Source organism: Kamptonema sp. UHCC 0994, assembly GCF_029167235.1.
Lineage (GTDB): Bacteria > Cyanobacteriota > Cyanobacteriia > Cyanobacteriales > Microcoleaceae > Kamptonema.
Window position 1 is genome coordinate 48,952 of sequence record NZ_JARFTR010000078.1, and the last position, 21,524, is coordinate 70,475.

20 protein-coding genes are annotated in these 21,524 nt (G+C 45.0%); 10 read left to right on the plus strand and 10 right to left on the minus strand.

From position 1 onward, the window contains the following. Positions 1–17 precede the first annotated feature (17 nt). The 6 genes from PY364_RS07715 to PY364_RS07740 form a co-directional block, all read right to left on the minus strand. Complete coding sequence (locus PY364_RS07715) at positions 18–1,148, minus strand: ABC transporter ATP-binding protein (protein ID WP_275521658.1); 1,131 nt, start codon at positions 1,146–1,148, stop codon at positions 18–20. Between the two features lie 174 nt (positions 1,149–1,322). Further along, positions 1,323–1,946 carry a DUF4340 domain-containing protein gene (locus PY364_RS07720; protein ID WP_275521659.1) on the minus strand — a complete coding sequence of 208 codons (624 nt, stop codon included), beginning with the start codon at positions 1,944–1,946 and terminating at the stop codon, positions 1,323–1,325. A gap of 111 nt (positions 1,947–2,057) precedes the next feature. Beyond that, positions 2,058–3,881 (minus strand): Gldg family protein, encoded by a 1,824-nt coding sequence (locus PY364_RS07725; RefSeq protein WP_275521660.1) that lies wholly within the window; start codon positions 3,879–3,881, stop codon positions 2,058–2,060. Positions 3,882–4,003: 122 nt separating this feature from the next. Further along, positions 4,004–4,801, minus strand: coding sequence for an ABC transporter permease (locus PY364_RS07730; protein WP_275521661.1), 798 nt, complete (start codon positions 4,799–4,801; stop codon positions 4,004–4,006). A 45-nt stretch (positions 4,802–4,846) separates the two neighbouring features. Beyond that, entirely contained in the window at positions 4,847–5,017 is a 171-nt protein-coding gene (locus PY364_RS07735) for a hypothetical protein (RefSeq protein ID WP_275521662.1), read from the minus strand. Then, entirely contained in the window at positions 5,007–6,149 is a 1,143-nt protein-coding gene (locus tag PY364_RS07740; RefSeq protein WP_275521663.1) for an ABC transporter ATP-binding protein, read from the minus strand. The genes PY364_RS07735 and PY364_RS07740 overlap by 11 nt, the downstream gene beginning before the upstream one ends. Before the next feature lie 280 nt (positions 6,150–6,429). On the opposite strand from PY364_RS07740, the gene PY364_RS07745 reads away from it, so the two are divergent. Then, positions 6,430–7,044 carry a hypothetical protein gene (locus PY364_RS07745; RefSeq protein WP_275521664.1) on the plus strand — a complete coding sequence of 205 codons (615 nt, stop codon included), beginning with the start codon at positions 6,430–6,432 and terminating at the stop codon, positions 7,042–7,044. 65 nt (positions 7,045–7,109) lie between these two features. Beyond that, positions 7,110–7,238 (plus strand): hypothetical protein, encoded by a 129-nt coding sequence (locus PY364_RS07750; RefSeq protein ID WP_275521665.1) that lies wholly within the window; start codon positions 7,110–7,112, stop codon positions 7,236–7,238. Positions 7,239–7,541: 303 nt separating this feature from the next. On the opposite strand, the gene PY364_RS07755 is transcribed toward PY364_RS07750, so the two are convergent. Further along, a complete protein-coding gene (locus tag PY364_RS07755) occupies positions 7,542–7,742 on the minus strand; it encodes a hypothetical protein (protein WP_275521666.1) in 201 nt (66 codons plus the stop codon). A gap of 35 nt (positions 7,743–7,777) precedes the next feature. Between PY364_RS07755 and PY364_RS07760 the strand changes: the two genes are divergently transcribed. The 5 genes from PY364_RS07760 (at position 7,778) to PY364_RS07780 (ending at position 14,486) form a co-directional block, all read left to right on the plus strand. Beyond that, on the plus strand, positions 7,778–9,307 hold the full coding sequence (locus PY364_RS07760) for a DUF1565 domain-containing protein (protein ID WP_275521667.1): 1,530 nt from the start codon (positions 7,778–7,780) through the stop codon (positions 9,305–9,307). A 394-nt stretch (positions 9,308–9,701) separates the two neighbouring features. After that, entirely contained in the window at positions 9,702–10,214 is a 513-nt protein-coding gene (locus PY364_RS07765) for an inorganic diphosphatase (protein ID WP_275521690.1), read from the plus strand. A gap of 522 nt (positions 10,215–10,736) precedes the next feature. Then, positions 10,737–11,645: an MBL fold metallo-hydrolase gene (locus tag PY364_RS07770; protein WP_275521668.1), complete on the plus strand. Its 909-nt coding sequence runs from the start codon at positions 10,737–10,739 to the stop codon at positions 11,643–11,645. Between the two features lie 10 nt (positions 11,646–11,655). Next, on the plus strand, positions 11,656–12,219 hold the full coding sequence (locus PY364_RS07775) for a diheme cytochrome C (protein WP_275521669.1): 564 nt from the start codon (positions 11,656–11,658) through the stop codon (positions 12,217–12,219). Positions 12,220–12,284: 65 nt separating this feature from the next. Then, a complete protein-coding gene (locus PY364_RS07780; protein ID WP_275521670.1) occupies positions 12,285–14,486 on the plus strand; it encodes a hypothetical protein in 2,202 nt (733 codons plus the stop codon). Positions 14,487–14,594: 108 nt separating this feature from the next. On the opposite strand, the gene glmU is transcribed toward PY364_RS07780, so the two are convergent. Together glmU and PY364_RS07790 are read right to left on the minus strand one after the other, a co-directional pair. Then, positions 14,595–16,004: a bifunctional UDP-N-acetylglucosamine diphosphorylase/glucosamine-1-phosphate N-acetyltransferase GlmU gene (gene glmU / locus PY364_RS07785; protein ID WP_275521671.1), complete on the minus strand. Its 1,410-nt coding sequence runs from the start codon at positions 16,002–16,004 to the stop codon at positions 14,595–14,597. Between the two features lie 106 nt (positions 16,005–16,110). Beyond that, positions 16,111–16,977: an MnmC family methyltransferase gene (locus PY364_RS07790; protein WP_275521672.1), complete on the minus strand. Its 867-nt coding sequence runs from the start codon at positions 16,975–16,977 to the stop codon at positions 16,111–16,113. Positions 16,978–17,051: 74 nt separating this feature from the next. On the opposite strand from PY364_RS07790, the gene PY364_RS07795 reads away from it, so the two are divergent. From PY364_RS07795 to PY364_RS07805, 3 genes are read left to right on the plus strand one after another with little or no spacing between them, the layout of a single operon-like run. Then, complete coding sequence (locus PY364_RS07795; RefSeq protein ID WP_275521673.1) at positions 17,052–17,876, plus strand: hypothetical protein; 825 nt, start codon at positions 17,052–17,054, stop codon at positions 17,874–17,876. After that, positions 17,873–18,514, plus strand: coding sequence for a Uma2 family endonuclease (locus PY364_RS07800; RefSeq protein WP_275521674.1), 642 nt, complete (start codon positions 17,873–17,875; stop codon positions 18,512–18,514). The genes PY364_RS07795 and PY364_RS07800 overlap by 4 nt, the downstream gene beginning before the upstream one ends. 54 nt (positions 18,515–18,568) lie before the next feature. Then, complete coding sequence (locus PY364_RS07805; RefSeq protein WP_275521675.1) at positions 18,569–19,396, plus strand: sulfurtransferase; 828 nt, start codon at positions 18,569–18,571, stop codon at positions 19,394–19,396. Between the two features lie 165 nt (positions 19,397–19,561). Here PY364_RS07805 and PY364_RS07810 read toward each other — a convergent pair whose 3' ends face one another. Further along, complete coding sequence (locus PY364_RS07810; protein WP_275521676.1) at positions 19,562–21,331, minus strand: EamA family transporter; 1,770 nt, start codon at positions 21,329–21,331, stop codon at positions 19,562–19,564. Positions 21,332–21,524 lie beyond the last annotated feature (193 nt).

The window sequence follows — 21,524 nt, forward strand, 5'->3', positions numbered from 1 at the left end:
ATTGTTAACTGTGGCGATTACCTTTGATCGCTTAAAGCAAGGCAATCGGTGGTTCCCCAATAAGCATAGATGGGTGTGTGAGCATCGGGAAACGAGCCGCCTGTATTTGGCTGACGGACTGTAATGCGATCGCCAGAAAGCAACTCGACTACGTAGTGAACGTGAGTCCCCATATACATTGTGTGTTTCAGCCGTCCCTCAAAACAATTTACCGATACATCAGGCTGATAAAGATTTAGATATACTTTCTCAGGGCGCACGCTTACCACTGCTGATTCGCCCGTCCCGCCATTCCACATATCCGACTGCTGTACCACTATTTTAAGATTACTCTTAGTCCTAATAGTCAGAGTTGAGCGATCGCTTGCTTCTACTCTCCCCGGAAATAAATTCGTATCCCCGATAAAATCTGCCACAAAGGCCGTCTGAGGACACTCGTAAATTTCCTCTGGAGAACCAATTTGTTCGATTCGACCCTCGTGCATCACGGCGATGCGATCGGAAAGGCTCATTGCCTCTTCTTGGTCATGCGTTACCATCACGAAAGTCAAGCCCAAGTCTTGATGCAAATTAGACAATTCTACCTGCATCTGTTTTCGCAACTTCAAATCTAGAGCACCTAGGGGTTCATCTAACAACAACACCGCTGGGCGATTTACGAGGGCCCTTGCTAAAGCTACCCGCTGCTGCTGACCTCCTGAAAGTTGAGCCGGGAAGCGGTTAGCAAAAGATTCCATTTTCACCAGCCTCAAGGCTTCTCGCACTCCTTCCTCAACCTCGGCTTTACTCTGTCGCTTAATTCGCAAGCCAAAAGCGATATTTTCCCATACGCTCATGTGGCCAAATAGAGCATAACTTTGAAACACTGTATTTACTGGGCGGCGGTAGGGGGGAGTATTGGTCATCGACTGACCCCGAATCATCACGTCGCCAGCCGAGGGAGTCTCAAATCCGGCCATTAACCGCAGCGTCGTAGTTTTACCGCAGCCGGAAGGCCCCAGAATACTGAAAAACTCTCCCTGACGGATATCGAGGTCAACTCCTCGTACTGCCGTCTCGCCGTTAAACACTTTGAACACTTTGCGGAGTTCAACGTCGAATCCAGTTTCCGCTACTGTTGTACCTTGGTTGAGTGCAGTCTGAAACATAAGTGGCTTTTCCTGACGGTAATGCACGCTAGTTCAATACAATTTAGTTTAGACTTTTCTGTATTTTAGGGGAGGTGTGTAACGATAAATCAGTGTAAAGAGTTTTCCTTTACCTCCGATTTTGATTTTTCTACTGCTCCGCAGGGACGGTGCATAAGCCTCTGATGAGCTGGATTAGTTATCCTTGGGAGTTGGGGTTGCAGTTGGGGTTGCAGTTGGGGTCTCCTGTTTGTCTTGCTCTTGCCATTCTGGTAATGGGCGATCTACAGCCGTTTTAAAGTCTATGGGCACTAGGATAACAGATAAATTTTGAGGTGGCGGCGATGGCGGATCGACTTGAGCGTATAAAAAACGATTGCTAAATTCTGGTTTTCCTAGAATTAAATGATGACTTTGTTTATTGTCTAGGTTAATCTCAACTTTAGCTTGGGGTTGGTCGAGGCCGAATTCCGAGATCGTCGCAGCAGGAATACTAAAGGTGCGATCGCTTTTCCCTGTTGTCAGTCTGTCCAGCAAGAAGTCTACGGATGCTTGACTAGCTGCTTTTTGAACTGGTACTTTTATTTGCCATTTACTTTTCTGATTTTTTATATCATTGTTTCGCTCAATTGTCAATACTTTTTCTTTAACTGTCAAGGTAAAAGATTTTACCTGCTCAGTTTTGAAATCAAAGATTTGCTCTTGTTTCGCCTTAGCCGCTTCTCTCTCTGGTTTTCCTTTAATTTCATAGAAGTAAACAAACCCTGTTAAGCTCAAAGCTATGACTATCAATGCTAAAGTATTATTCTTGAATTTCATGTTAATTGCTAATTGCTAATGGCTAATTGCTAATGGCTAATTGCTAATTGAAAAAAAAGCCTCCTCATCTCCCCATCTCCCCCGCTCCTCTGCTCCCCTGCTCCCATCTCCCTACCGCCGCCGCCACCATAAAAACGCGGCAATTGCTAATCCAATTAAAGGCCAGACTAGCCATGTAATAACTAATACTGCTGCTTGTACAAGAGTCATATTGATGCGGCGATTTGTCACTTTTTTAGGACTGATAGAAAGTGTTTTCTGATCTGGCTTACTTAACCAACTAACTGAGTTAATAAAGACATCTCCGTTAAGTTGTTGTTCAAACCAGCCATTAGTAGCAAATTGAGAATTTCCTAACACAACCATACGAGATTCTTTGGTGGAAGAAGGGGAAGGGGAAGGGGAAGGGGAAGGAGTAATAGGAGAACTGGTTGGTGATACAGTTGGAGAACTTGTCGGTGATGTAGTTGGAGAACTGGTTGGTGATACAGTTGGAGAACTTGTCGGTGATGTAGTAGGAGAACTTGTTGGTGATGTAGTTGGAGAACTTGTTGGTGATGTAGTAGGAGAACTTGTTGGTGATGTAGTAGGAGAACTTGTTGGCGATGCACTTGGAAAACTTGTCGGTGATGGTGTTGGCGTTGCTTGGGTAGTTGTAGCCGCAGAACGAGTTAAAGCTACACCTAATAATAACGGCCCTTGCCGATCGCTCTTTGGATCGAACTCCAATCTGCTGTTACTCAAATCACTTTCAGCCCAACTTTGATCGCTTGTCCAAACGAGAGGTTTTTGGTCAATTCCAGTCACCGCAGTTGTCTCTAAGGGACGCGCAAGGGGATAAAATGAAGTAGCGCTACCGAAACTTTGGGTAATAGGATGGTCGCCGTAACGCTTGGCTAGTGGAACAGTCGCACCCAGACCATATCTTTGACCGTCGCCAGAAGGATCTATGGCTAGGCGTTTGTCTAAGGTAACGCCCCAATCTTTAAGCAAACTGTCTAATCCTGTATTTGCATTATTAGGGGTGAGGTCTAGCATTAGCATCAAACTACCGCCGCGATCGAGATAAGCGGTTAATGCTTTAACTTCCTCCTCGGAAAATGCCTTTTGTGGGCCTGCAACTATTACAGCATCGGCATCTTGGGGGACATTTATGCTTTCTTTCAGGTTGATTACTGCGGTGGTATAATTTTTGTCTTTAAGGGATTTTTCAGCTTCAAATAGCCCTCCTTGACCTTCCTGGATTGCACGTTCGCCGTTACCTTGAAGAAAATAAACTTTTGGCGATCGCGTACTCAAAATCTCTTCTAAGCCATTTGTTAGCTTCGCTTCTGTCGGTATCTGACTAGGGTTAAAGCCAACTACTACACCTTTTTGAATCAATAGCCGCTTAGAACCAGATTCTAATTGATATTCTCCAAGGCCGTTAATAGCATATTCTTGAGCTTTTCCTGGTTCTGTTAGCGGGTCAACAAACTCAAAAGTAAACTTGCCTCTGGATTCTTTTTGATAATTCTCTAAAAATTCTCTGACTCTGGGATTTTGGGTAGGGTCAAATACCCAAAGTTTCACAGGTTGCGGCAAATTTCTTAATACTTGCTGCGTCTGGGGTGCTAAGGTGAATTGTTGGCTTTCAGTTACATCTAAACGAGTGGCATAGCGTGCGGCCAGAAAATTTATTAGGGCCAGAATTAATAATATAGATAGGGTCGCTGCGATCGCGTTGCTACTAACTTGAGTAGATCGCCGTCCCCAAAAATTTTGTTGATAAGCAGCATAAAGCAACCACAACCCTATTATCACAAATCCGGCGATAATAATTCCTAAAGGTATGGGTTCCCAACTACCGGCTACAAAACCCGCTGTAATCCCGGCAACGATTAAGGCTGGGCCTAGCAAAAAGATGTATTTCCAATTCTTTTTAACGATTTTCATGAGTTGAAGGAAGAAGGAAGAAGGAAGAAGGAAGAAGGAAGAGGGAAGAAGTAATGAAGAATGCTTAATAATGATACCGCCCAGAGGGCGGCGGTACAACGATGGTAATTTCTATTAATAAATCAAGAGCGTTGGAAACGCAAGACATCAATAAATTGAGCGGTTAAAAATACTCCCAAAAAAATGTAGGTAGCAAACATTGCTAGACTGCTTGTATCAACTATTCCCTTGACAAGATTAGTGTAATGTGTTAGCAGAGAAAGATGACCTATTGCTTTCCCTACAGGGCCGCTGATACTGCTAGATGCTACTTTAATTATCCACAGGAATAGCACTAAAGCGAAGGTGAGTATAGCGGATAAAATTGTACTTTCTGTGAGAGAAGAGATAAACATTCCTAATGATAAAACTGAGGCTGCTAATAAGATTAATCCGGCGTGTCCTAACAAAAATACTGCGGGAGGTAGAGGGGGACTTGATGCACTAAGGGCGATGAGTTCGCAGGCGATTAATGGTATGAGCATTGTGGTGTAAAATGTCAATACTCCTAGCAGTTTGCCGACGGCAACTGCCCAGTTTGTGAGGGGTGATGTTGCTAATAATTCTAATGTACCGCGTTTGCGTTCTTCTGCATACAGTCCCATTGATAACATGGGTAGGATGAATAGGGATATTGAACCCATCAGTCCTAAGAAGGCTTGTAAAAATTCGTAGGGAACGTCTATCGTTTCGCTAATTCCTTGTTGATCTAGTCTGGCAACTTGGGGAATTAAACCGTCTGGTGATAGGAGAATTGCGACTAAAAATAATCCTGTCACGAACCAGAAGATGGCGGCGATCGCATAAGCTAATGGTGAGGCAAAATAACTCTGTAATTCTTTGCGGTAGATGGCTATAATATTACTAATTGTTATTAACATAGTAGTTGCTAATGGCTAATGGCTGATGGCTAATTGGTAAGTAAGTCAGAATTTATGCACGCTTGAGGTAACGCCGCCATCTTGGAAGTAATAATACCGCCAAGATGGCGGCGTTACGGATGGTTTTGCATAAGACCTAAAACTTAAATCTGTAAAAACGGTGCAATTAGTTAAATCCGTGTTTAAATTGCTAACGGCTAAAATTTTACTGTTCATTGTTTTTTAAAGTTTCTTCCTCTTGAGTTTCAGTTATTACCTCTGATTCTTCTTCCTTTTGTGCGATCGCTTCCCCTTGCTGTTCCCCTTGCTGTTCCCCTTGCTGTTCCCCTTGCTGTTCCTGTTCTTGCTCTACTTCCTTTATCCGATCGATCGCTTCCCCTTCCCCTTCCCCTTCCCCTTCCCCTTTCTTTTCGGCTCTTGTCAACTCTAAAAACACATCTTCCAGAGTAGCGCGAGTGCGGCGCATTTCATACAACCCCAACCCAGAAGAGACGATCGCAGCGGCAATTTCTCGGCCTGGTTCCGTTGCTGATTCACAGGCCACTCGGACTCGGCGGCGATTTTCTGACTCTACCATTGACATCAATTCTAGCGATCGCACACCCACCACATTTTCCAGATTTGGTACTAACCTCTCAAAAGCCTCCGTATCCCCTTCAACTTCCAATTCGTAGCCTTCTTGAAACTGTCCCATCAAGTTATCAGGACTACCCGTCGCCACAACTTGACCGCGATTGACGATCGTTACGCGGCTGCAAGTCATGCTAACTTCAGGCAAAATGTGGGTAGACAAAATAATAGTATGCTGACCTGCAAGGCTTTTAATTAAATTCCTAACTTCGATGATTTGTCGGGGGTCTAAACCAACAGTCGGTTCATCTAAAATAATCACTGGTGGGTCGTGAACGATCGCCTGTGCAATGCCAACTCGTTGTCTAAATCCTTTAGAAAGTTTACGGATTAAAACTTTGCGTTTGTCTACTAAACTGGTACGCTGCATTGCCGATTCTACTTGACGAGTGCGATCGCCAGCCGGCACTAACTTAATTCGGGAAACAAAGTACAAAAAACCCTCAACCGTCATATCTGGATATAGCGGCGGTGTTTCTGGCAAATAGCCAATTTTTTGCCGTACTGCCATTAAGTTTTCATGGACATCGTAACCTGCAATGCGGGCCGTACCTCCAGAAGCGGGTAAATAACCCGATAAAATCCGCATTGTTGTGGTTTTGCCGGCACCATTGGGCCCCAAAAATCCCATAATTTCTCCCGGTTCCACTTTAAAGGAGACATCCGCGATCGCGGTTGTGGAACCGTAGTTTTTGCTTAAGTGTTCTACTTCAATCATTGGTCAGAACTGATAAGTCCTTTGGATGGGTGGATTTTGGCTCAGGATTGAACAAACCCAACGGTAGAGTAATGTTAGCCTTTGGGTGGGTAGCCTTGCAACCACCTAATGTATCACAAGTTGCAACTCGTTGCGACCCCAAGCCGTAGTTGTGGCTTAGGATTAAATTAGATAAGTTGTTAGGTCTTTAAATTCTATGCTCTGTATCTGTGACCTAACCGCCTACATCTTTCCTGCAAGGTTCGGGAAATCGTCAAAAATTAGGAATGTCACGTAAATAATGGCTTATGTTATACAAGAAGATTACCACTCAATTAATGAAGACGATGCCATTGAAGTCGATGGTGTCCAGTTTAAAGTTTTTATGCCGAAACGAATTTTGCAGGTACCCGCAGAACAACTAGGAACAATGATCGATGTGGAGTTAGGAATTCAGATTACTAACAATACATCTAATCCTTTTAACTTCTGCTTTTTTAGTTCGCTTACTCCAGAACTAATGATAGACCAGCAAATTTTCAGGTTGACTGGTCGATGGTCAGATTGGTGTCGATGGGAGCTTTTCGATAATGATTTTTTATTGGCACAGCCTGGAGAAACTGTTACTTTTTTAACCGATGCACTTATTACGACAGTCAAAGGGGAAATATTTGACTTGAAGATCCCATTTGGAGATGGTAGTTATTGGATATTTAGTGGACTCTTTGGTTTACGCCCACTCAAAAAATATCGAATTCGGTTTGAGTATGAAAATGAGATCGACAAAGCTGAAGTCAATTATTCCAAGAGTGGAAGAAATATGCCCCAACTTATAGAAAACAAGCAAATAGAGAATATATGGACTGGGAAAGTGCGCTTGCCTTTCGTGGAATTTAGCCTGGAAAAAGATGGCTAAATAAAATTTCCTTACTAAGGAAGAAAGAAGAGGAAAGAAGAAAGAGAGAAAATGCAATAAAAGCAGTGGTTTCACCAATTAAGAATTTGATTGCAGCTTGGCGATCGCAGTTATGCAGCAACTCAATTTATCACAACTTACAACTCTTCGCTGCCGCAGAAAGTAGGTTAATTTTGACATCTCAGATAAACTAAATTAATTTATTTGAGCAGACAGTTTTAAATATTAAAACATTTGCTTGTAAACATGACCTTTACAATTGTCTGTTTATTGACACTATTCTCATTTATTTTACCACTTTACGTCATTTGAAGGCTATGGTATGATTTTCATAATCTTGGCGACGTTTGACAAATTGCAAAAAATAGCCTGAAATCCATATTTACCGTGCCGTACCCAAGCTTCACAAAGGTAAAAAATTTTTCTATCAACTTAAAAAAATATATTTTTGCAGCGAAGTGTTAAGCATTTGTAAAGCGTCATTGACAAAATACTATTTATATGTATATAGATTTGAGTAAATTCTGGAAGAAAAATTTTTGAGGCGATCGCAAACATGATGTCCAACAAACTATAACTGCACTTCCAGGATTAAAATTGAACTTAATCCGGTTCACCTCAAAGGCAAAGTGAAACTGTACTAATGAGGCAATGTGCAAAGTAATACCCTTAGCGGCTGCAAAAGATTCAGATTGCACGTAGCCTTAAGAAAAAATCTCTAGCAAACAAAATCATGGCAACACTTTACGTCAATCCGGGTACAGGCAGCGATTCAGCCTCCGGCAGCCAATCGGCCCCATTCAAAACCGTCAGCCGCGCTCTACAGCAAGCTCCATCGGGAACCATAATTCAGCTAGCGGCGGGAACTTACAGCGCTGCTTCCGGCGAAGCCTTCCCCTTACAAATTCCTGCCGGAGTGAAAGTCATAGGCAGCGAAACTAACAAAGGCAGCACCGTTCTGATTCAAGGTAGCGGCAAATTTGTCAGTCCCACCGCAGCGGGTCAAAACGTTACAGTCTTACTGGCAGAAGGTGCGGAACTGCGCGGTGCAACTGTCACCAATGGCGACACCAGAGGTACGGGAGTTTGGATAGAATCAGTAGCCGCCACAGTCGCTAACTGCACTCTCTCCAAATCCAAGCGGGAGGGAGTGTTTGCCACTGGTAGCGCTAAACCAGCAATTTTCGATAGCGTGTTTATCGAAAATGTCGGTAACGGTTTGGCAATGGCAGGTAGCGCTAAAGGGGAAATTCGCCGCAACAAGTTTCAAAACACAGGTTACGGTATTGCCATCCAAGATAATGCAGCACCTTTAATTGCTGAGAACCAAATTTTGGAAAATCGCTCAGGAATTGTCCTTTCTGGCGATTCGCGACCGATTTTGCGTAAAAACCGGATTGAGAAGAATGTACAAGACGGTCTGACGGTGACAGTTAAATCACTGCCAGATATCGGTACTGGTCAAGATGCTGGCGGTAATATCTGGCTAGATAATGGTCAGTTTGACTTGCAAAATGCTACTTCGTTTAAGATCCTTTCGGTAGGAAACCAGCTAACGGCAACGCGGGTTAAGGGTTTAGTGGATTTTAGCGGTACAGCTACTCCAACCCCAAGTCCAACACCAACGCCAACTCCAAGTCCAACACCAACACCAACGCCAAGTCCAACACCAACCCCAACTCCTGGGGGTGTAAAGTTTAGCGATATTAGCGGAAATTGGGGGAAGGATTTTATAGAACGATTGGCGGCTAAGAATATTGTCAGTGGGTTTCCAGATGGAACGTTTAAGCCTAACGATAGTTTAACTCGCGCTCAATATGCAGCCTTGTTAGCTAAGGCTTTTGAACTTACTCCCAGACGCGCTGGCACGAATTTCAAAGATGTGGCGGCGGATTTTTGGGGTAAGGATGCGATCGAGAAGGCAAACAAAGGAGGATTTGTAGCGGGGTTTCCAGATGGGACATTCCGGCCGAATCAAAATTTAACTCGCGCTGAGGCGATCGTGTCTTTGGTAAATGGTTTACAGTTGACGGGTGGGAATCTAAATGCTGTGAGCGTATATGGCGATCGCGCTCAAATTCCCAGCTACGCCACTGACGAAGTAGCAACGGCAACTGAACGTAAGATTGTAGTCAACTATCCCAATCGCAATCAACTCTCACCCATGCGAGAAATTAACCGTGCTGAAATCTGCGCTCTAATCTATCAAGCCTTGGTAGCCATAGGTCGCGCCGATGCGATTAATTCTCCTTATATCGTCTAGAAACTAGGGAGAGGGCAGGGCTGTTTCATTCTCCCATGAAATTGTCAAAAGTAAAAGCGATCGCTTGTTTGATAAAATATACAAGCGATCGCTCAATAACTAATATAAACAATCGCTTTTAATATTTACCTATCTATTTAGAGGATAAATTTTGTGTTTTCCTTGCATATATTATGTTTTAATTCAGAATTTTAGCAGAGCTAAAACTTGAGAATGAAACAGCCATGCCATCTCCCCCACCCCCCTGAAGACACTAAATTTTCAATCAGGGGCCGATCGCTTCTAAAATGCTATGTGGAACAAATGCGACACCCAGTGGCAGAAAGCGCCCGCCCTGCGGGAAACACCCCTTGGGAACAGCATCCTCTGTTATCAATTAGCTTGGAGAACTTCTGTGGACTTATCTTTAATTCCGGCCCAACCGAAACCCGGAGTGCTCAACGTATTGATTGAAATCGCCGCCGGTAGCAAAAACAAGTACGAGTTTGATAAAGATTTACAAGCCTTTGCCCTCGATCGCGTACTTTCTTCCTCAGTACAGTATCCTTACGACTACGGGTTTATACCTAATACCCTCGCAGATGACGGCGATCCCCTTGATGGAATGGTAATAATAGACCAGCCAACATTTCCGGGGTGCGTCATCGCCTCCCGTCCCATTGGTTTTCTAGAGATGATAGACGGAGGCGATCGCGACGAAAAACTGCTTTGCGTACCCGACAAAGACCCCCGCTACGCTCACATTAAATCCCTCAAAGACATAGCACCTCACCGCTTAGACGAAATCGCCGAATTTTTTAGATCCTACAAGAACCTGGAAAAAAAGGTGACAGAAATTCTAGGGTGGCAAGATGTCGATCGAGTCATGCCCTTAGTAGAGCAATGCGTCCAAGCAGCTAAAAAATAAGGTAGACACATCATCGCTCCAAAAACACCCCTCAGCATTAAACTTACAGCAATCGCATAATTGTTTGTAACGCCGCCGTCCCGGCGGTTCCTTTACCACCGAGACAGCACAAGTAGGGGCAATTGATGAATTGCCCCTGCTAAATTACCCCTACTGAATTGCCTCTATGGAATTTTATGTCTTAACCGCCTTGGCGAATGCTATAAAATTCTGAAGACAAAAAGCTTAACTCAAGGCTATCTTAATCTCAATGAACTCTGTCACAACACCAGACAACTAGATAGCGATACGATAAACTAAGTGTATCGTCTGCCTACTTTTCCTTGAGAGGTTGTTGCATTCAGACACAAAATCCCAGGTTCAATCTACAAACTTCGCTCCTGAGTTACCAAACTCTCTGATATCTTTGACCCTAGCAGATAAGCGATCGCTCCTCTGCCCTTTCAACTCTAAAGTCTAAAATCTAAAATATAAAATCATAAGATCCCCTGTCCAAACTTCTTCCCTGCCAAGCTAAAAAAGATGCCTGATTCTGAAGCAATCTCACCGAGTACACAGCCGAAAGACGGGAATGCCATGCTCGAAACCAAGCCGCCGATCGAATTTTTTGTCCAATTCTGGGGAGTGCGGGGCAGCATACCCAGCCCCGGCAGCAAAACAGTCCGCTACGGCGGTAATACATCTTGCGTAGAAATGCGTTTAGGCGAAAAACGCCTGATCTTTGACGGCGGTACAGGTTTGCGGGTACTCGGTATCAATCTACTGCGACAGATGCCAGTTGAAGCTCATATGTTTTTTACCCACACCCACTGGGATCACATCCAAGGATTTCCCTTCTTTGTTCCTGCCTTTGTTCCTAAGAATTGCTTTCATATTTACGGTGCGATCGCCCCCAACGGTTCTACAATCAAACAGCGTCTTTCTGACCAGATGCTCCATCCCAACTTTCCCGTACCCATACAGGTGATGGCATCAGACCTGAAATTCTACGATATCACCCCAGGCGATATCATCGAACTCGACGACATCAAAATCGAGACAGCCTTGCTCAATCACCCCAATACGGCCGTAGGATATCGAGTTACATGGCAGGGACGTACAGCAGTCTATTGTACAGACACAGAACATTACCCAGAACGATTAGATGAAAACGTCCTACACCTGGCTCGCAATGCCGACGTACTGATTTACGATGCTACCTACACTAACGCCGAATATCACGACTTTAAATCTCCGAAAGTAGGCTGGGGACACTCAACTTGGGAAGTAGGAGTAGAAGTCGCCAAAGCCGCAGGAGTCAAACGGATCGTCATGTTTCACCACGATCCTTCTCACGATGACAACTTTCTTGACAGTGTAGAAGAATCACTCCAGTCAGTTTTCCCGAATGGCTTCCTAGCCCGCGAAGGCATGACTGTTCCAGTTATATAGGCTATTTAAGATGAACGGTGGAAGGCAGCGAAAAAATCAACGGCAGGGGAGGCGATCGCCACTCGTGTTACTAATGTTGATATTACTCTGGAGTATTTCTATTGGATGGCTGGCGGCACAGGCTACAAGTGTCACCGAGATTCCACAAATTGCCCAGGGAAATCAAATAGAAAGCATTGGCACTGTTGATGTGGTTCCAGAAAGGTATCAGTTAGGGCAAGAAGTTTACAGAGACAACTGTGCCACTTGCCACATTGCTTTACCACCCCAAGTCATGCCTACTGAAACTTGGCGGCAACTATTGCAAGATCCCGAACACTACGGACAAACAATCCGATTGCTGATAGATCCGCCGCGCTTGTTAGTATGGAACTATCTGCGGACTTTTTCGCGCCTCCAATCGAAAGATGAAGAGATTCCTTACAGAGTAGCTAACTCTCGCTATTTTAAGGCTCTTCATCCCAGAGTTAAAATGCCCGAAGTTCTAAATATTAGCAGTTGTGCTACCTGTCACCCAGGGGCTTCTCAATACAATTTCCGTAAACTAACCCCTGAGTGGGTAAACTCTTCGTAATTGGAGTTTTCATAGAAACCATTTGACATCTTTTACGGATCGCGAAAGTAGGCTATCGGCAAGTTATGCTAGAAATTAATTCATTGTTCGACGAATCCTATTACATTAAAACCTACCCAGAAGCCAAAGCGCAGGCGATCGGTGGACTGACTAACTTTTTGAGTGTTGGTCGCCAGCAAGGTTATAACCCCGGCCCATTGTTTGATACGCAGTATTATCTCTCAACCTATCCAGGTGTGGCAGAGGCGGTGAAGACAGGCAAGATCACAGCGCTCGATCATTTTATCCGTTACGGTCAGTACGAAGGGCGCGATCCGATTACTGAATTCAACACTACTGAATACCTCCAGAAAAATCCCGGTGTAGCAGCAGCGATCGCAACTAGCGCAACACAGCCTGACCCATTAACAGCCTATTCCCATTTCATAAATTTCGGTCAGTTTGAGTCCCGCGACATCAGTTCTAAATTTAATGCTAGCTACTACTTGCAGGCGAATCCAGGTGTGGCAGCGGCGATCGAAGCCAACCCCGGAAAACTCAGTCCCCTTCAGCATTACCGCGAATATGGTATCCAAGAAGGTCGCGCCGGAGTTCCATCAGTCCCCACGCCGGGGCTAACCCCCACAAATCCCACAAGATCCGCATTCTCGATCGCCACAGACGGGTTTAGCTTTGCTAACTACGATGCAGCACCCCAGTATGCCACCCTCACTCCAGTGGAAATGCGCCGACTGTTTGGCGATGCTGTCTTGGCGAGTCCAGTCCGTAGTGACGGTAGTTTTTCCTTGACTCCAACCGCCGAAAAGTGGATGGAGTGGGCGAATAGCACCATGAAGAATGGTCATTGCGAAGGGCTGGCAGCACTGAGTTTGTTGATGTACGAGGGTAAGATTCGTCCCCAAGATTTTGGCGCGGAACGGGCTGCTGATTTGAATCTGGAAGGGAATACGAAGCTTCAGCGCGAGATTGCTTATTGGTATGCAACTGGTTTGGTCGATCGGGACACCACGGTCAAAACTTCCCCTAATGATGTTCTAGCAGCATTGCGGACGAGTTTGAACACATCAGGCTCGGCGATCGGGACATTGCGGTTCTCCAATCCTGGTGGTTCGGGAGGACATTCTGTCGCGCCGATTGGCATCACGGATTTGCCGAACGATCGGGTATCGATCGAGGTTTACGATGGCAACTATCCCAAAGAAAATCGGGAAATTATCATCGATACAGCGGCGAATACCTGGTTTTATTCCCCCGATGCCACCCTCACGGAGGATGACTATCGCGGCGATGCTGGGAGCCAAACTCTGGGGTTTGAGCCGATCGATCCTCGTCTGGGAACGCAACCTTGGGTGTTCTCCGCTGCGGCTGCATCGGACGCTAACCGCAGTCTTCGAGCTTCTACAACGATCCCCCAACTACTGCCCGACATCGACCTCACGCTCCCAACGACCACCCAACCAACCAACATCTCGGACATAAAGCCCGAAAACCTCATTACGGGAGACATAAAAGTAGTACCTAACTTCATGGCAAAAGTCGATAGCTCGTATACGTCCTATCAGGGGGCTGTGGGAACAAAAGGGAATGAAAGTAATAAGATTTTTCCCAACGCGCCCACGATCATGGCGAATTTCCCCAGTAGTCTCCGCTCCTGGGAGAACCCAGCCCAGAATTACTACACTTTCTCCAATGATGGGTTTGTGAGCTTGGATCTCACAGCACCCAGCCAACCCACAGACTCGGAGTTTATCAGCTACATCGGTTCTGGCTATGTGTTTGAGGTCGATGGCTTAGATTTGGAACCCGGGCAAACCGATAACGTTTTCATTGTTCCCAACGATTCGGCAATTGTCTACAACACGCAGACGGGGAAAGTTCCGGAGCTATTCTTGGGGTTTGAAACGCCCGAGGCGGATTTCAGTTTTTTCCTCAATGATTTTGAGCTAGAACCGAATGATGCAGTGGTGCTCGATATTGATGCCGAGGCGCGTTTAGTGCGGATGCGAGTCGTTACGTCATCACCGACAGGCGATACGATTTTCAGCCTCGCAATGGAGCGAATTGGAGACGAAAGCATTGAGATATTTGACTCGGCGGATGATGGCATCACCTTGGCAGATAACGAAACCTTGTTGATTGACTACAGTAGCTGGGATGGCAACGGTAAACCTCTCCGTCTGGGCTATGATGCTAACGAAAATGGTCTACTAGACAAGGAAGAAGAATTCATGACCGAGGATGTGGGCGACAACCTACCGATAACTTGAGATCGCCTGCTTTTCGCGATCGCGAAAAGATGTCAAATGGGTTTTTGGCAGGTTCTATAGCAGGATTTACGCAAAACTCTTTGTAACGCCGCCCTCTGGGCGGTATCTTTACCGCCCGGAGGGCGGCGTTACGTCCTTCTGCAATCGCCAACCTGGTTTTACAACCTGCCGAGCTCTAGCCACTACTAAACAATCATCGGGTACATCATCCGTAACCACAGAACCAGCAGCTATAGTAACATCATTGCCCAAGGTTAAAGGAGCAACCAATACACTATTAGAACCCGTCTTAGTGCGATCGCCAATTTCCGTCCGATGCTTGTTCACCCCGTCATAATTAGCCGTAATCGTACCAGCACCGATATTCACTTTCTCACCCAAAGTAGCATCACCCAAATAAGACAAATGAGCCGCATTAGTGCGATCGCCTAATTTCGCATTCTTCAACTCTACAAAATTACCCACCCGGCAATTTTCCCCAACTTCAGCGTGTCCCCGTAAATGCGCGTAAGGCCCAATCCGAGAATTATTCGCCACAGTGCTATCTGCAACTACTGAATAAAGTACAGTCACATTTTGGCCAATTTGACTATTTTCAATTAAACTCCCAGGCCCGATGCGACTCCCAGATCCGATCGCAGTTTTTCCCCGTAGATGCGTCTGCGGTTCGACAATTACATCCGCTTCTAACTTTACTGTATCATCAATGGTAATACTATCAGGATCGATCAGCGTTACTCCTTTTGCCATCCAGTCATCTTTGACCCGCCGTTGCAAAATATGATAAGCTGTTGCTAAGTGTTTGCGGTCATTAATTCCCAGTATTTCTTGATAGTCTTCGACATCTACTGCCATCACTGGATCGAGGTGATTTACTGTATCTGTTAAATAATATTCTTTTTGGTCATTGTCCGCCTTCAAGTGCGGCAAAATCTCGGCTAATTTCGACCAATTAAAGCAGTAAACACCCGCGTTAATTCGGTGATTTTGTTTCTGCGCTGCCGTACAGTCTCGGTCTTCTACAATTTGTTTAACCAGATTTTGACTATCAGTAAATACTCTTCCATATCCTTGAGGATTCGGCAAATGAGCTGTCAACAAAGTAGCCGCATTCCGGTGTTCTTTGTGAATTTGCATCATGTCTTTGATAGTTTGCGATCGCAACAAGGGGACATCTCCATTTAACACCAATAAATCCCCGGTAAATCCCTCTAAATGAGGTAACAATTGTTGAATAGCGTGACCAGTGCCTAATTGTTCGGTTTGTTCGACAAATTCCAGCGGCGGTAATGATAAAGATTCTTGACTTGTTCCCGATTTTCGATCGCCACTCAGGGATTCTTTAACCATTTCACCCCGATAGCCAACAATCACAATTCGCCGCGATGGGTGAATATCAGTACAACTATAAAGTACCCGATCGAGTAGCGATCGCCCTCCCAATTCGTGCAAAACTTTGGGCAAGTCAGATTTCATGCGCGTACCGCGCCCAGCGGCTAAAATTGCTATTGCTATCATGGGAAGATGTTACTATTTCCGGTAGATGATGATGTGGCGTTTACACATTTTAAGATGATAGGCGATCGCATTCTCACCAAATCTTTATAAAATCAAAAGAATTAAACTATTGAGACCAGCGCTTTTTCCAGTGGGATGATGGCTCTTTGGGCGAAACTTGTTGCTCTGCCTGACGGCGTTGCAGTATAATTTCAGCACTATCGGACAGAGTGCGATCGCGATAGGGAATCCCCGCTTTCGTCTCTAAATGCTCTCGCTCTTGCTCTGAAAGTCCCGGCAAATCAGCCTCAGCAAAGCTTGCTGCTGTTCCCGGCCATCGCCTCCCCACAGGCGGAGTTGACCCAATTTTCAAACCTGCTGCGAGCAAGGCCACCCTCGCCGCCGCTGAGCAAGAATAAGTAGCTAAGATCCCATCTGGCTTTAAACATTTTGCCAGCAACCCTAAAAATTCAACAGTCCACAATTGCGGACAATGTGGTGGCGAGAAGGGATCGAGAAAAATTGCATCTGCTTGGAATCCCGATTTTGCTACTTGTTGGAGGGTTTGCCTAGCGTCGCCAATCAGCAGTTTAGCCTGAAATTCATCGGTTTGCAAGTCGCGATCGCGAACTACAGCCTCCAGCAATAAGGGAATAGGATTTAACCAATCTTGAAGCAAATGATGCGCGATCGCCGCCTTTGGCACATCTGGATCTAACTCCAAACCCACCCATTCTACCCGACAATCGGGATTAACTTCCCAAATCGCCTCCAAAGCTGCCGCCGTATTATACCCCAATCCATAGCAAACGTCAAGCAAAACCAGTGTCTGCCTTGTAGCTTTGGCTCTGAGTTGGAGAGGGCCCACAAATTTAAGCTCAGCCTCCTGTTTAGCACCTTGATTGCTATGAAAAGCCTCCCCAAATTCTACTGAAAAGAAAGTAAAAGAGCCATCAGCCGTTAGTTGTGGTGTAAACGCACTGGTATTTTGCATCCTTGAGCTTTTATTTTGCATTAATATCTTATAACATTTCTGTTTACCAATTACCAATTACCAAATTCCTAGCCATGACCGAACCTAATTATCAGGCACTTGCCAAACAAGGAAACCCAGAGGCGATCGCATTTCTACTCAACCAACAGCTAGAATCTCAAGGCATTGCTGTCACCACCAACTTGACGAATGGATGCTTAGAAGTATTCCTAGAATCAGAGCAAGTCCCCGATCGATACGAACTCATTGATTTTGTCCGCAACCAACTCACAAACATAGAACCAGATTCAATTCAAAGAGCAAAAGTTGAAGGCAAAAAAACAGGGAGCGATTCTCCAGCCTGGAGTCAAGGATTCGGATTAGAAGTAGGCAGCTATTCAATGCTAACATTTCCCCCCGAACCATCCCAAAATTCTGAACCAATTTCAGAACCATCTAGCAACTATACAGAGGTAAAACAGCCAGAACCAATTGGTGAAGACAGAATGAGAACTACTACAATTATAGTAGCTCTGGTCATCGGTATTTTGGGGATTTCCGTCGCTGCATTTGTAAATAAGATGGTGGCTGTAACCGAAATAAAAGCAGATAATATCAGCAATCAAGCCGCTACTAACTCACCAAAGCCATCACAGTCTCAGTCTTTCCGAAATGCAGTTAATATTGCTATCAATGCCTCAAAATTAGCTCAATCAGCGCAAACAGAGGAAGAATGGAATTTAGTAGCGAGTCAGTGGGAGGAAGCAGTTACAATGATGAAAAAAGTACCGCCAGAAAGTGCCAATTACCAATTAGCTCAGAAAAAAGCCCTGGAATATCAAAAAAATCTTGCCTACGCTCAAGAATCAGCAAAACCAAAACCACCTAAAAATAGTATTATCAATAGAAAGAAACGATGAGTGAATTACGGATAAAACTACCTACAGATACTTGGATAGCAGCCACCTGGGAAGAATACGTAGAAACCATTGAATATCCCGCCTACGAAAAAGCCAAAGGTTACTATCACAACAGACAAATGAGGATCGAAATGACACCACTTGGACACGATCATGCCTGCGATAATACAATTATCACCTTAGCCGTTAGCCTTTTTTGCGGAGTAAAAGGCATTCTCGCAAAAGGTCTAACTAACTGTACCTATCGGAAAACAGGCTATCAAGATGCTCAACCCGATATGTCTTACTATATTGGCGAAAACGCAGATATAATTCCTTGGGGAACTTCGGTAGTCAATCTAGACATATATCCACCGCCAACTCTAGTAATAGAAGTAGCCAACAACTCAATCGCCGACGATAAAGGCGAAAAACGGCTGCTGTATGAAGATTTAAAGGTAAAAGAATACTGGATATTAGACGTGAAAAGAATTGAAATTACTGCCTTTGCCATTGCTGAGGGAGGAAGTAGGCGAATTACTGATTCTCAAGTGTTGCCAGGATTAGCAATTTCGCTTCTAAATGAAGCTTTACAGCGCACTCGCCAGATGAATCAAAGTCAGGTAGTTTCCTGGTTATTATCCCAGTTTCAGAAATAGTTTATAACCACATAATTTCAAAATTTAATCATCATTTACTTTGAAAAATCAACTATGCAAGACACAAACTCGATCGTTTCCCCAGAATGGCTGGCCGTACATCTAGACGACCCAAAAGTTATAATCATTGACTGCCGTTTTTCCCTCGCCAATCCAGAATTAGGACAACAACAATATAAAACAAATCATATCCCTGGAGCCTTCTATTTAGACCTCAACCGCGACCTTTCCAGTCCAGTTAGCAAACATGGCGGTAGACATCCCTTACCTAACCCAACAGAATTAGCGGAAAAATTAAGCGCGATCGGCATTACCGAAGAAACCTTAATTGTCGCCTATGATGACTCCAGATTTGCCTTTGCTGCGCGTTTGTGGTGGTTATTGCGTTACATGGGGTGCGATCGCGTCGCTATTCTTGATGGTGGCTTCAGCGCGTGGCAAACAGCCGGATATCCCATATCTGATACTCTACCAAAATCCCAGCCGGGAAACTTTGTCCCGCAGCTACAACCAGGATGGGTAGTAGACATTGACACCGTAAAAACACGCAAAGACCAACCGGAAGTAGTATTAATAGACTCGCGAGAAAGCGATCGCTATCAAGGACTTAGCGAACCCATAGACCCCATCGCGGGACATATACCCAGTGCGGTAAATTACCCTTGGCAAGGAGTGACTGGAGAGGGAGGAAAAGCGCGATCGCAATTAGAACAGCAACAGCGGTGGGCGCAAATACAACCAGCAACAGAAATTATCGTATATTGCGGTTCTGGCGTAACAGCCTGCGTCAACCTTTTATCTTTAGAAATAGCAGGTATTCACGATGCTAAACTTTATGCCGGTAGTTGGAGTGATTGGTGTTCATATTTGGTTAACAGTTAACAGTTAACAGTTAACAGTTAACTGTGGTGATGGGTTTCGCAAAGATTCCTTCTTCCTTCTTCCTTCTTCCTTCTTCCTTCGGCGATAAAATTAAAGGTTGAAAGTCCTCAGCTTACGCCTTAAACCTTCAACCCTCAAATTATTACAACTGCATAGCAAATAGCTTCATGTTGTTTTCTTCGGCATAAACATCCTTTCTAGACTCATACCAGCAACACCCAAAGTTACCAGGGCTAGTCCCGAAACCTGGATGAAAGGTATTTTCTCATTGATAATCACCAAAGCAAACAAAGCTGTCAACGCCGGGCCTAAAGTTCCAATTACCGAAGCTAACGCCGCACCCGCAAAACGGATAGCAAAGTTATTCAACAAATAGCTAAATAGCGTCAACACCCCTAAAATAAAACCGCCAAAAATTAGGCCGCTCCAGACATTTGGATCGACAAAAACAGCTAAATTTGCTGGTAATCCCAGCCCATCAATGCCTAAAGGCAACAGAATCAAACTGACAGCAGAAAAGACAAAGATAGCTGCAAAATTAACCAAACTGAAAGGAATCGGGTGCAGTTTCCCAGCGGCCATTTGTGTCAGCAACACATAGCCAGCAAAAGTCACGCCAGCCGCTACAGCCGCCGTCACCCCTAAGCCGACATCGCCAATAGCCTTTTGGCCAAAACTAGGCAGCGCTGCTAACAATAACCCGCTGGTAATCACGCACATTGCTAAAATGCGGAGTAGCGTAGGGCGATCGCCAAACAGTCCCCAAGAAGCAAGCACCGTGACAATCGGATAAATAAAGAAAATCGTGATCGCTACCCCAGTCGGGATATTGCCGATCGCGATATAGATACACACCTGAGACAAAAACAAAAAGAAAGCACTACCTAAAACCTTAGTCCACAAATCGCGATCGCCATTATCGATAAACCGCCTTAAATCCTTCCACACCGACGGATAAAGGAAAGTTGCCAAAATTGGCATCAAAGCCATCACCACAATCAGCCGGATCAACAGAATCAACAGCGAATTACCGAAACCAGGGGAAACAACACCCTGCACCTCAAACAACCCAAAAATCATCCGGGGAGCCTTAGCCTTGAGAATAATCTTCAAGGAAACATTAAATAGCGACAGCACCACCGCCGAAATCAAAGCCAGCAACAAACCTACCTGAACTTGAGAAGCCGGTTGTTTAGCTGGAGTGGGAGCCGGTGGGGGCACAGTCGGCTCTGGCAAAGGTTTCCGAATTGCTGGAGAAGGTTGTTCCGGATGTAAAGAGTTCGTCGTATCCGTACTGTCGTAATCTCTCGGATCGAAAGTCCCATCAACTTCCTCTTCCAATTCCACCCGCAGGCGGTTAACCAGAGTCTCCAACAGAGCCTCCCCTTGGCGCTCCATACCTTCCATATTCCTGAGCCTTTGAGACAAGCTACTCTCATAAGTGCTCAAGTCTCGATCCATCATGTTGAAAGTCCTATTGACACTCGCATCTAGCGAAGCCAATAACTCCGAGGCTCGTTCATTATAGTTATTCGCCAGAATCGGAGTCGGGAACTCCCCACTGGGGATAGCCACATTCATTCCCTGTCCAGAATTGGCACTCAGCTCATTAAACCGTTGTACTAGCAACTCTTGCAAGTTATTGGCCAAAACTTGAGCCAACTGCTTGAGCCACAATTGCTGTTGGTATATGTAACGCTGAGATAGGGTTTCGACTTGCTGTGAATGCAATTGACGGTATTGCTCCCGCAGTCTGTCAATATCCTCAATCAAGCTAGTTTTCTCTGTTTGGAGCCTGGTTATGTCTTCGGCTAATTGACCTCTCACATTTTCATGTAGAGTTTCTAGCTCCTGAATCACAGAATTCAGAACTTCTTCAGCCGGTTTTGCATCCCCTGCTCCGGGTCTGAGCGGTTGCTTGTCCCGTTGCGCCATTTGCCTGTAACCTCTAATCTATCTGCTTGTTCATTATTCCTAGTATTTTGGCAAATGAAATCCAAAATACCAGTAAATTCATCTTGAGTCCGATCGACTTGGCTTTTTCAACTTCCCACTACAGTCGTTACGATGGTTAGCGGTTAGCGATTGACCTTTAGGAGTGATATTCACAGCACCATCCACGCCTTTA

What these genes read in the sequence shown, in the direction of transcription:
- PY364_RS07715 (WP_275521658.1), bottom strand. Translation starts at nt 1,148, where the DNA reads ATGTTTCAGACTGCACTCAACCAAGGTACAACAGTAGCGGAAACTGGA.
- PY364_RS07720 (WP_275521659.1), bottom strand. Translation starts at nt 1,946, where the DNA reads ATGAAATTCAAGAATAATACTTTAGCATTGATAGTCATAGCTTTGAGC.
- PY364_RS07725 (WP_275521660.1), bottom strand. Translation starts at nt 3,881, where the DNA reads ATGAAAATCGTTAAAAAGAATTGGAAATACATCTTTTTGCTAGGCCCA.
- PY364_RS07730 (WP_275521661.1), bottom strand. Translation starts at nt 4,801, where the DNA reads ATGTTAATAACAATTAGTAATATTATAGCCATCTACCGCAAAGAATTA.
- PY364_RS07735 (WP_275521662.1), bottom strand. Translation starts at nt 5,017, where the DNA reads ATGAACAGTAAAATTTTAGCCGTTAGCAATTTAAACACGGATTTAACT.
- PY364_RS07740 (WP_275521663.1), bottom strand. Translation starts at nt 6,149, where the DNA reads ATGATTGAAGTAGAACACTTAAGCAAAAACTACGGTTCCACAACCGCG.
- PY364_RS07745 (WP_275521664.1), top strand. Translation starts at nt 6,430, where the DNA reads ATGGCTTATGTTATACAAGAAGATTACCACTCAATTAATGAAGACGAT.
- PY364_RS07760 (WP_275521667.1), top strand. Translation starts at nt 7,778, where the DNA reads ATGGCAACACTTTACGTCAATCCGGGTACAGGCAGCGATTCAGCCTCC.
- PY364_RS07770 (WP_275521668.1), top strand. Translation starts at nt 10,737, where the DNA reads ATGCCTGATTCTGAAGCAATCTCACCGAGTACACAGCCGAAAGACGGG.
- PY364_RS07775 (WP_275521669.1), top strand. Translation starts at nt 11,656, where the DNA reads ATGAACGGTGGAAGGCAGCGAAAAAATCAACGGCAGGGGAGGCGATCG.
- PY364_RS07780 (WP_275521670.1), top strand. Translation starts at nt 12,285, where the DNA reads ATGCTAGAAATTAATTCATTGTTCGACGAATCCTATTACATTAAAACC.
- glmU (WP_275521671.1), bottom strand. Translation starts at nt 16,004, where the DNA reads ATGATAGCAATAGCAATTTTAGCCGCTGGGCGCGGTACGCGCATGAAA.
- PY364_RS07790 (WP_275521672.1), bottom strand. Translation starts at nt 16,977, where the DNA reads ATGCAAAATACCAGTGCGTTTACACCACAACTAACGGCTGATGGCTCT.
- PY364_RS07795 (WP_275521673.1), top strand. Translation starts at nt 17,052, where the DNA reads ATGACCGAACCTAATTATCAGGCACTTGCCAAACAAGGAAACCCAGAG.
- PY364_RS07800 (WP_275521674.1), top strand. Translation starts at nt 17,873, where the DNA reads ATGAGTGAATTACGGATAAAACTACCTACAGATACTTGGATAGCAGCC.
- PY364_RS07805 (WP_275521675.1), top strand. Translation starts at nt 18,569, where the DNA reads ATGCAAGACACAAACTCGATCGTTTCCCCAGAATGGCTGGCCGTACAT.
- PY364_RS07810 (WP_275521676.1), bottom strand. Translation starts at nt 21,331, where the DNA reads ATGGCGCAACGGGACAAGCAACCGCTCAGACCCGGAGCAGGGGATGCA.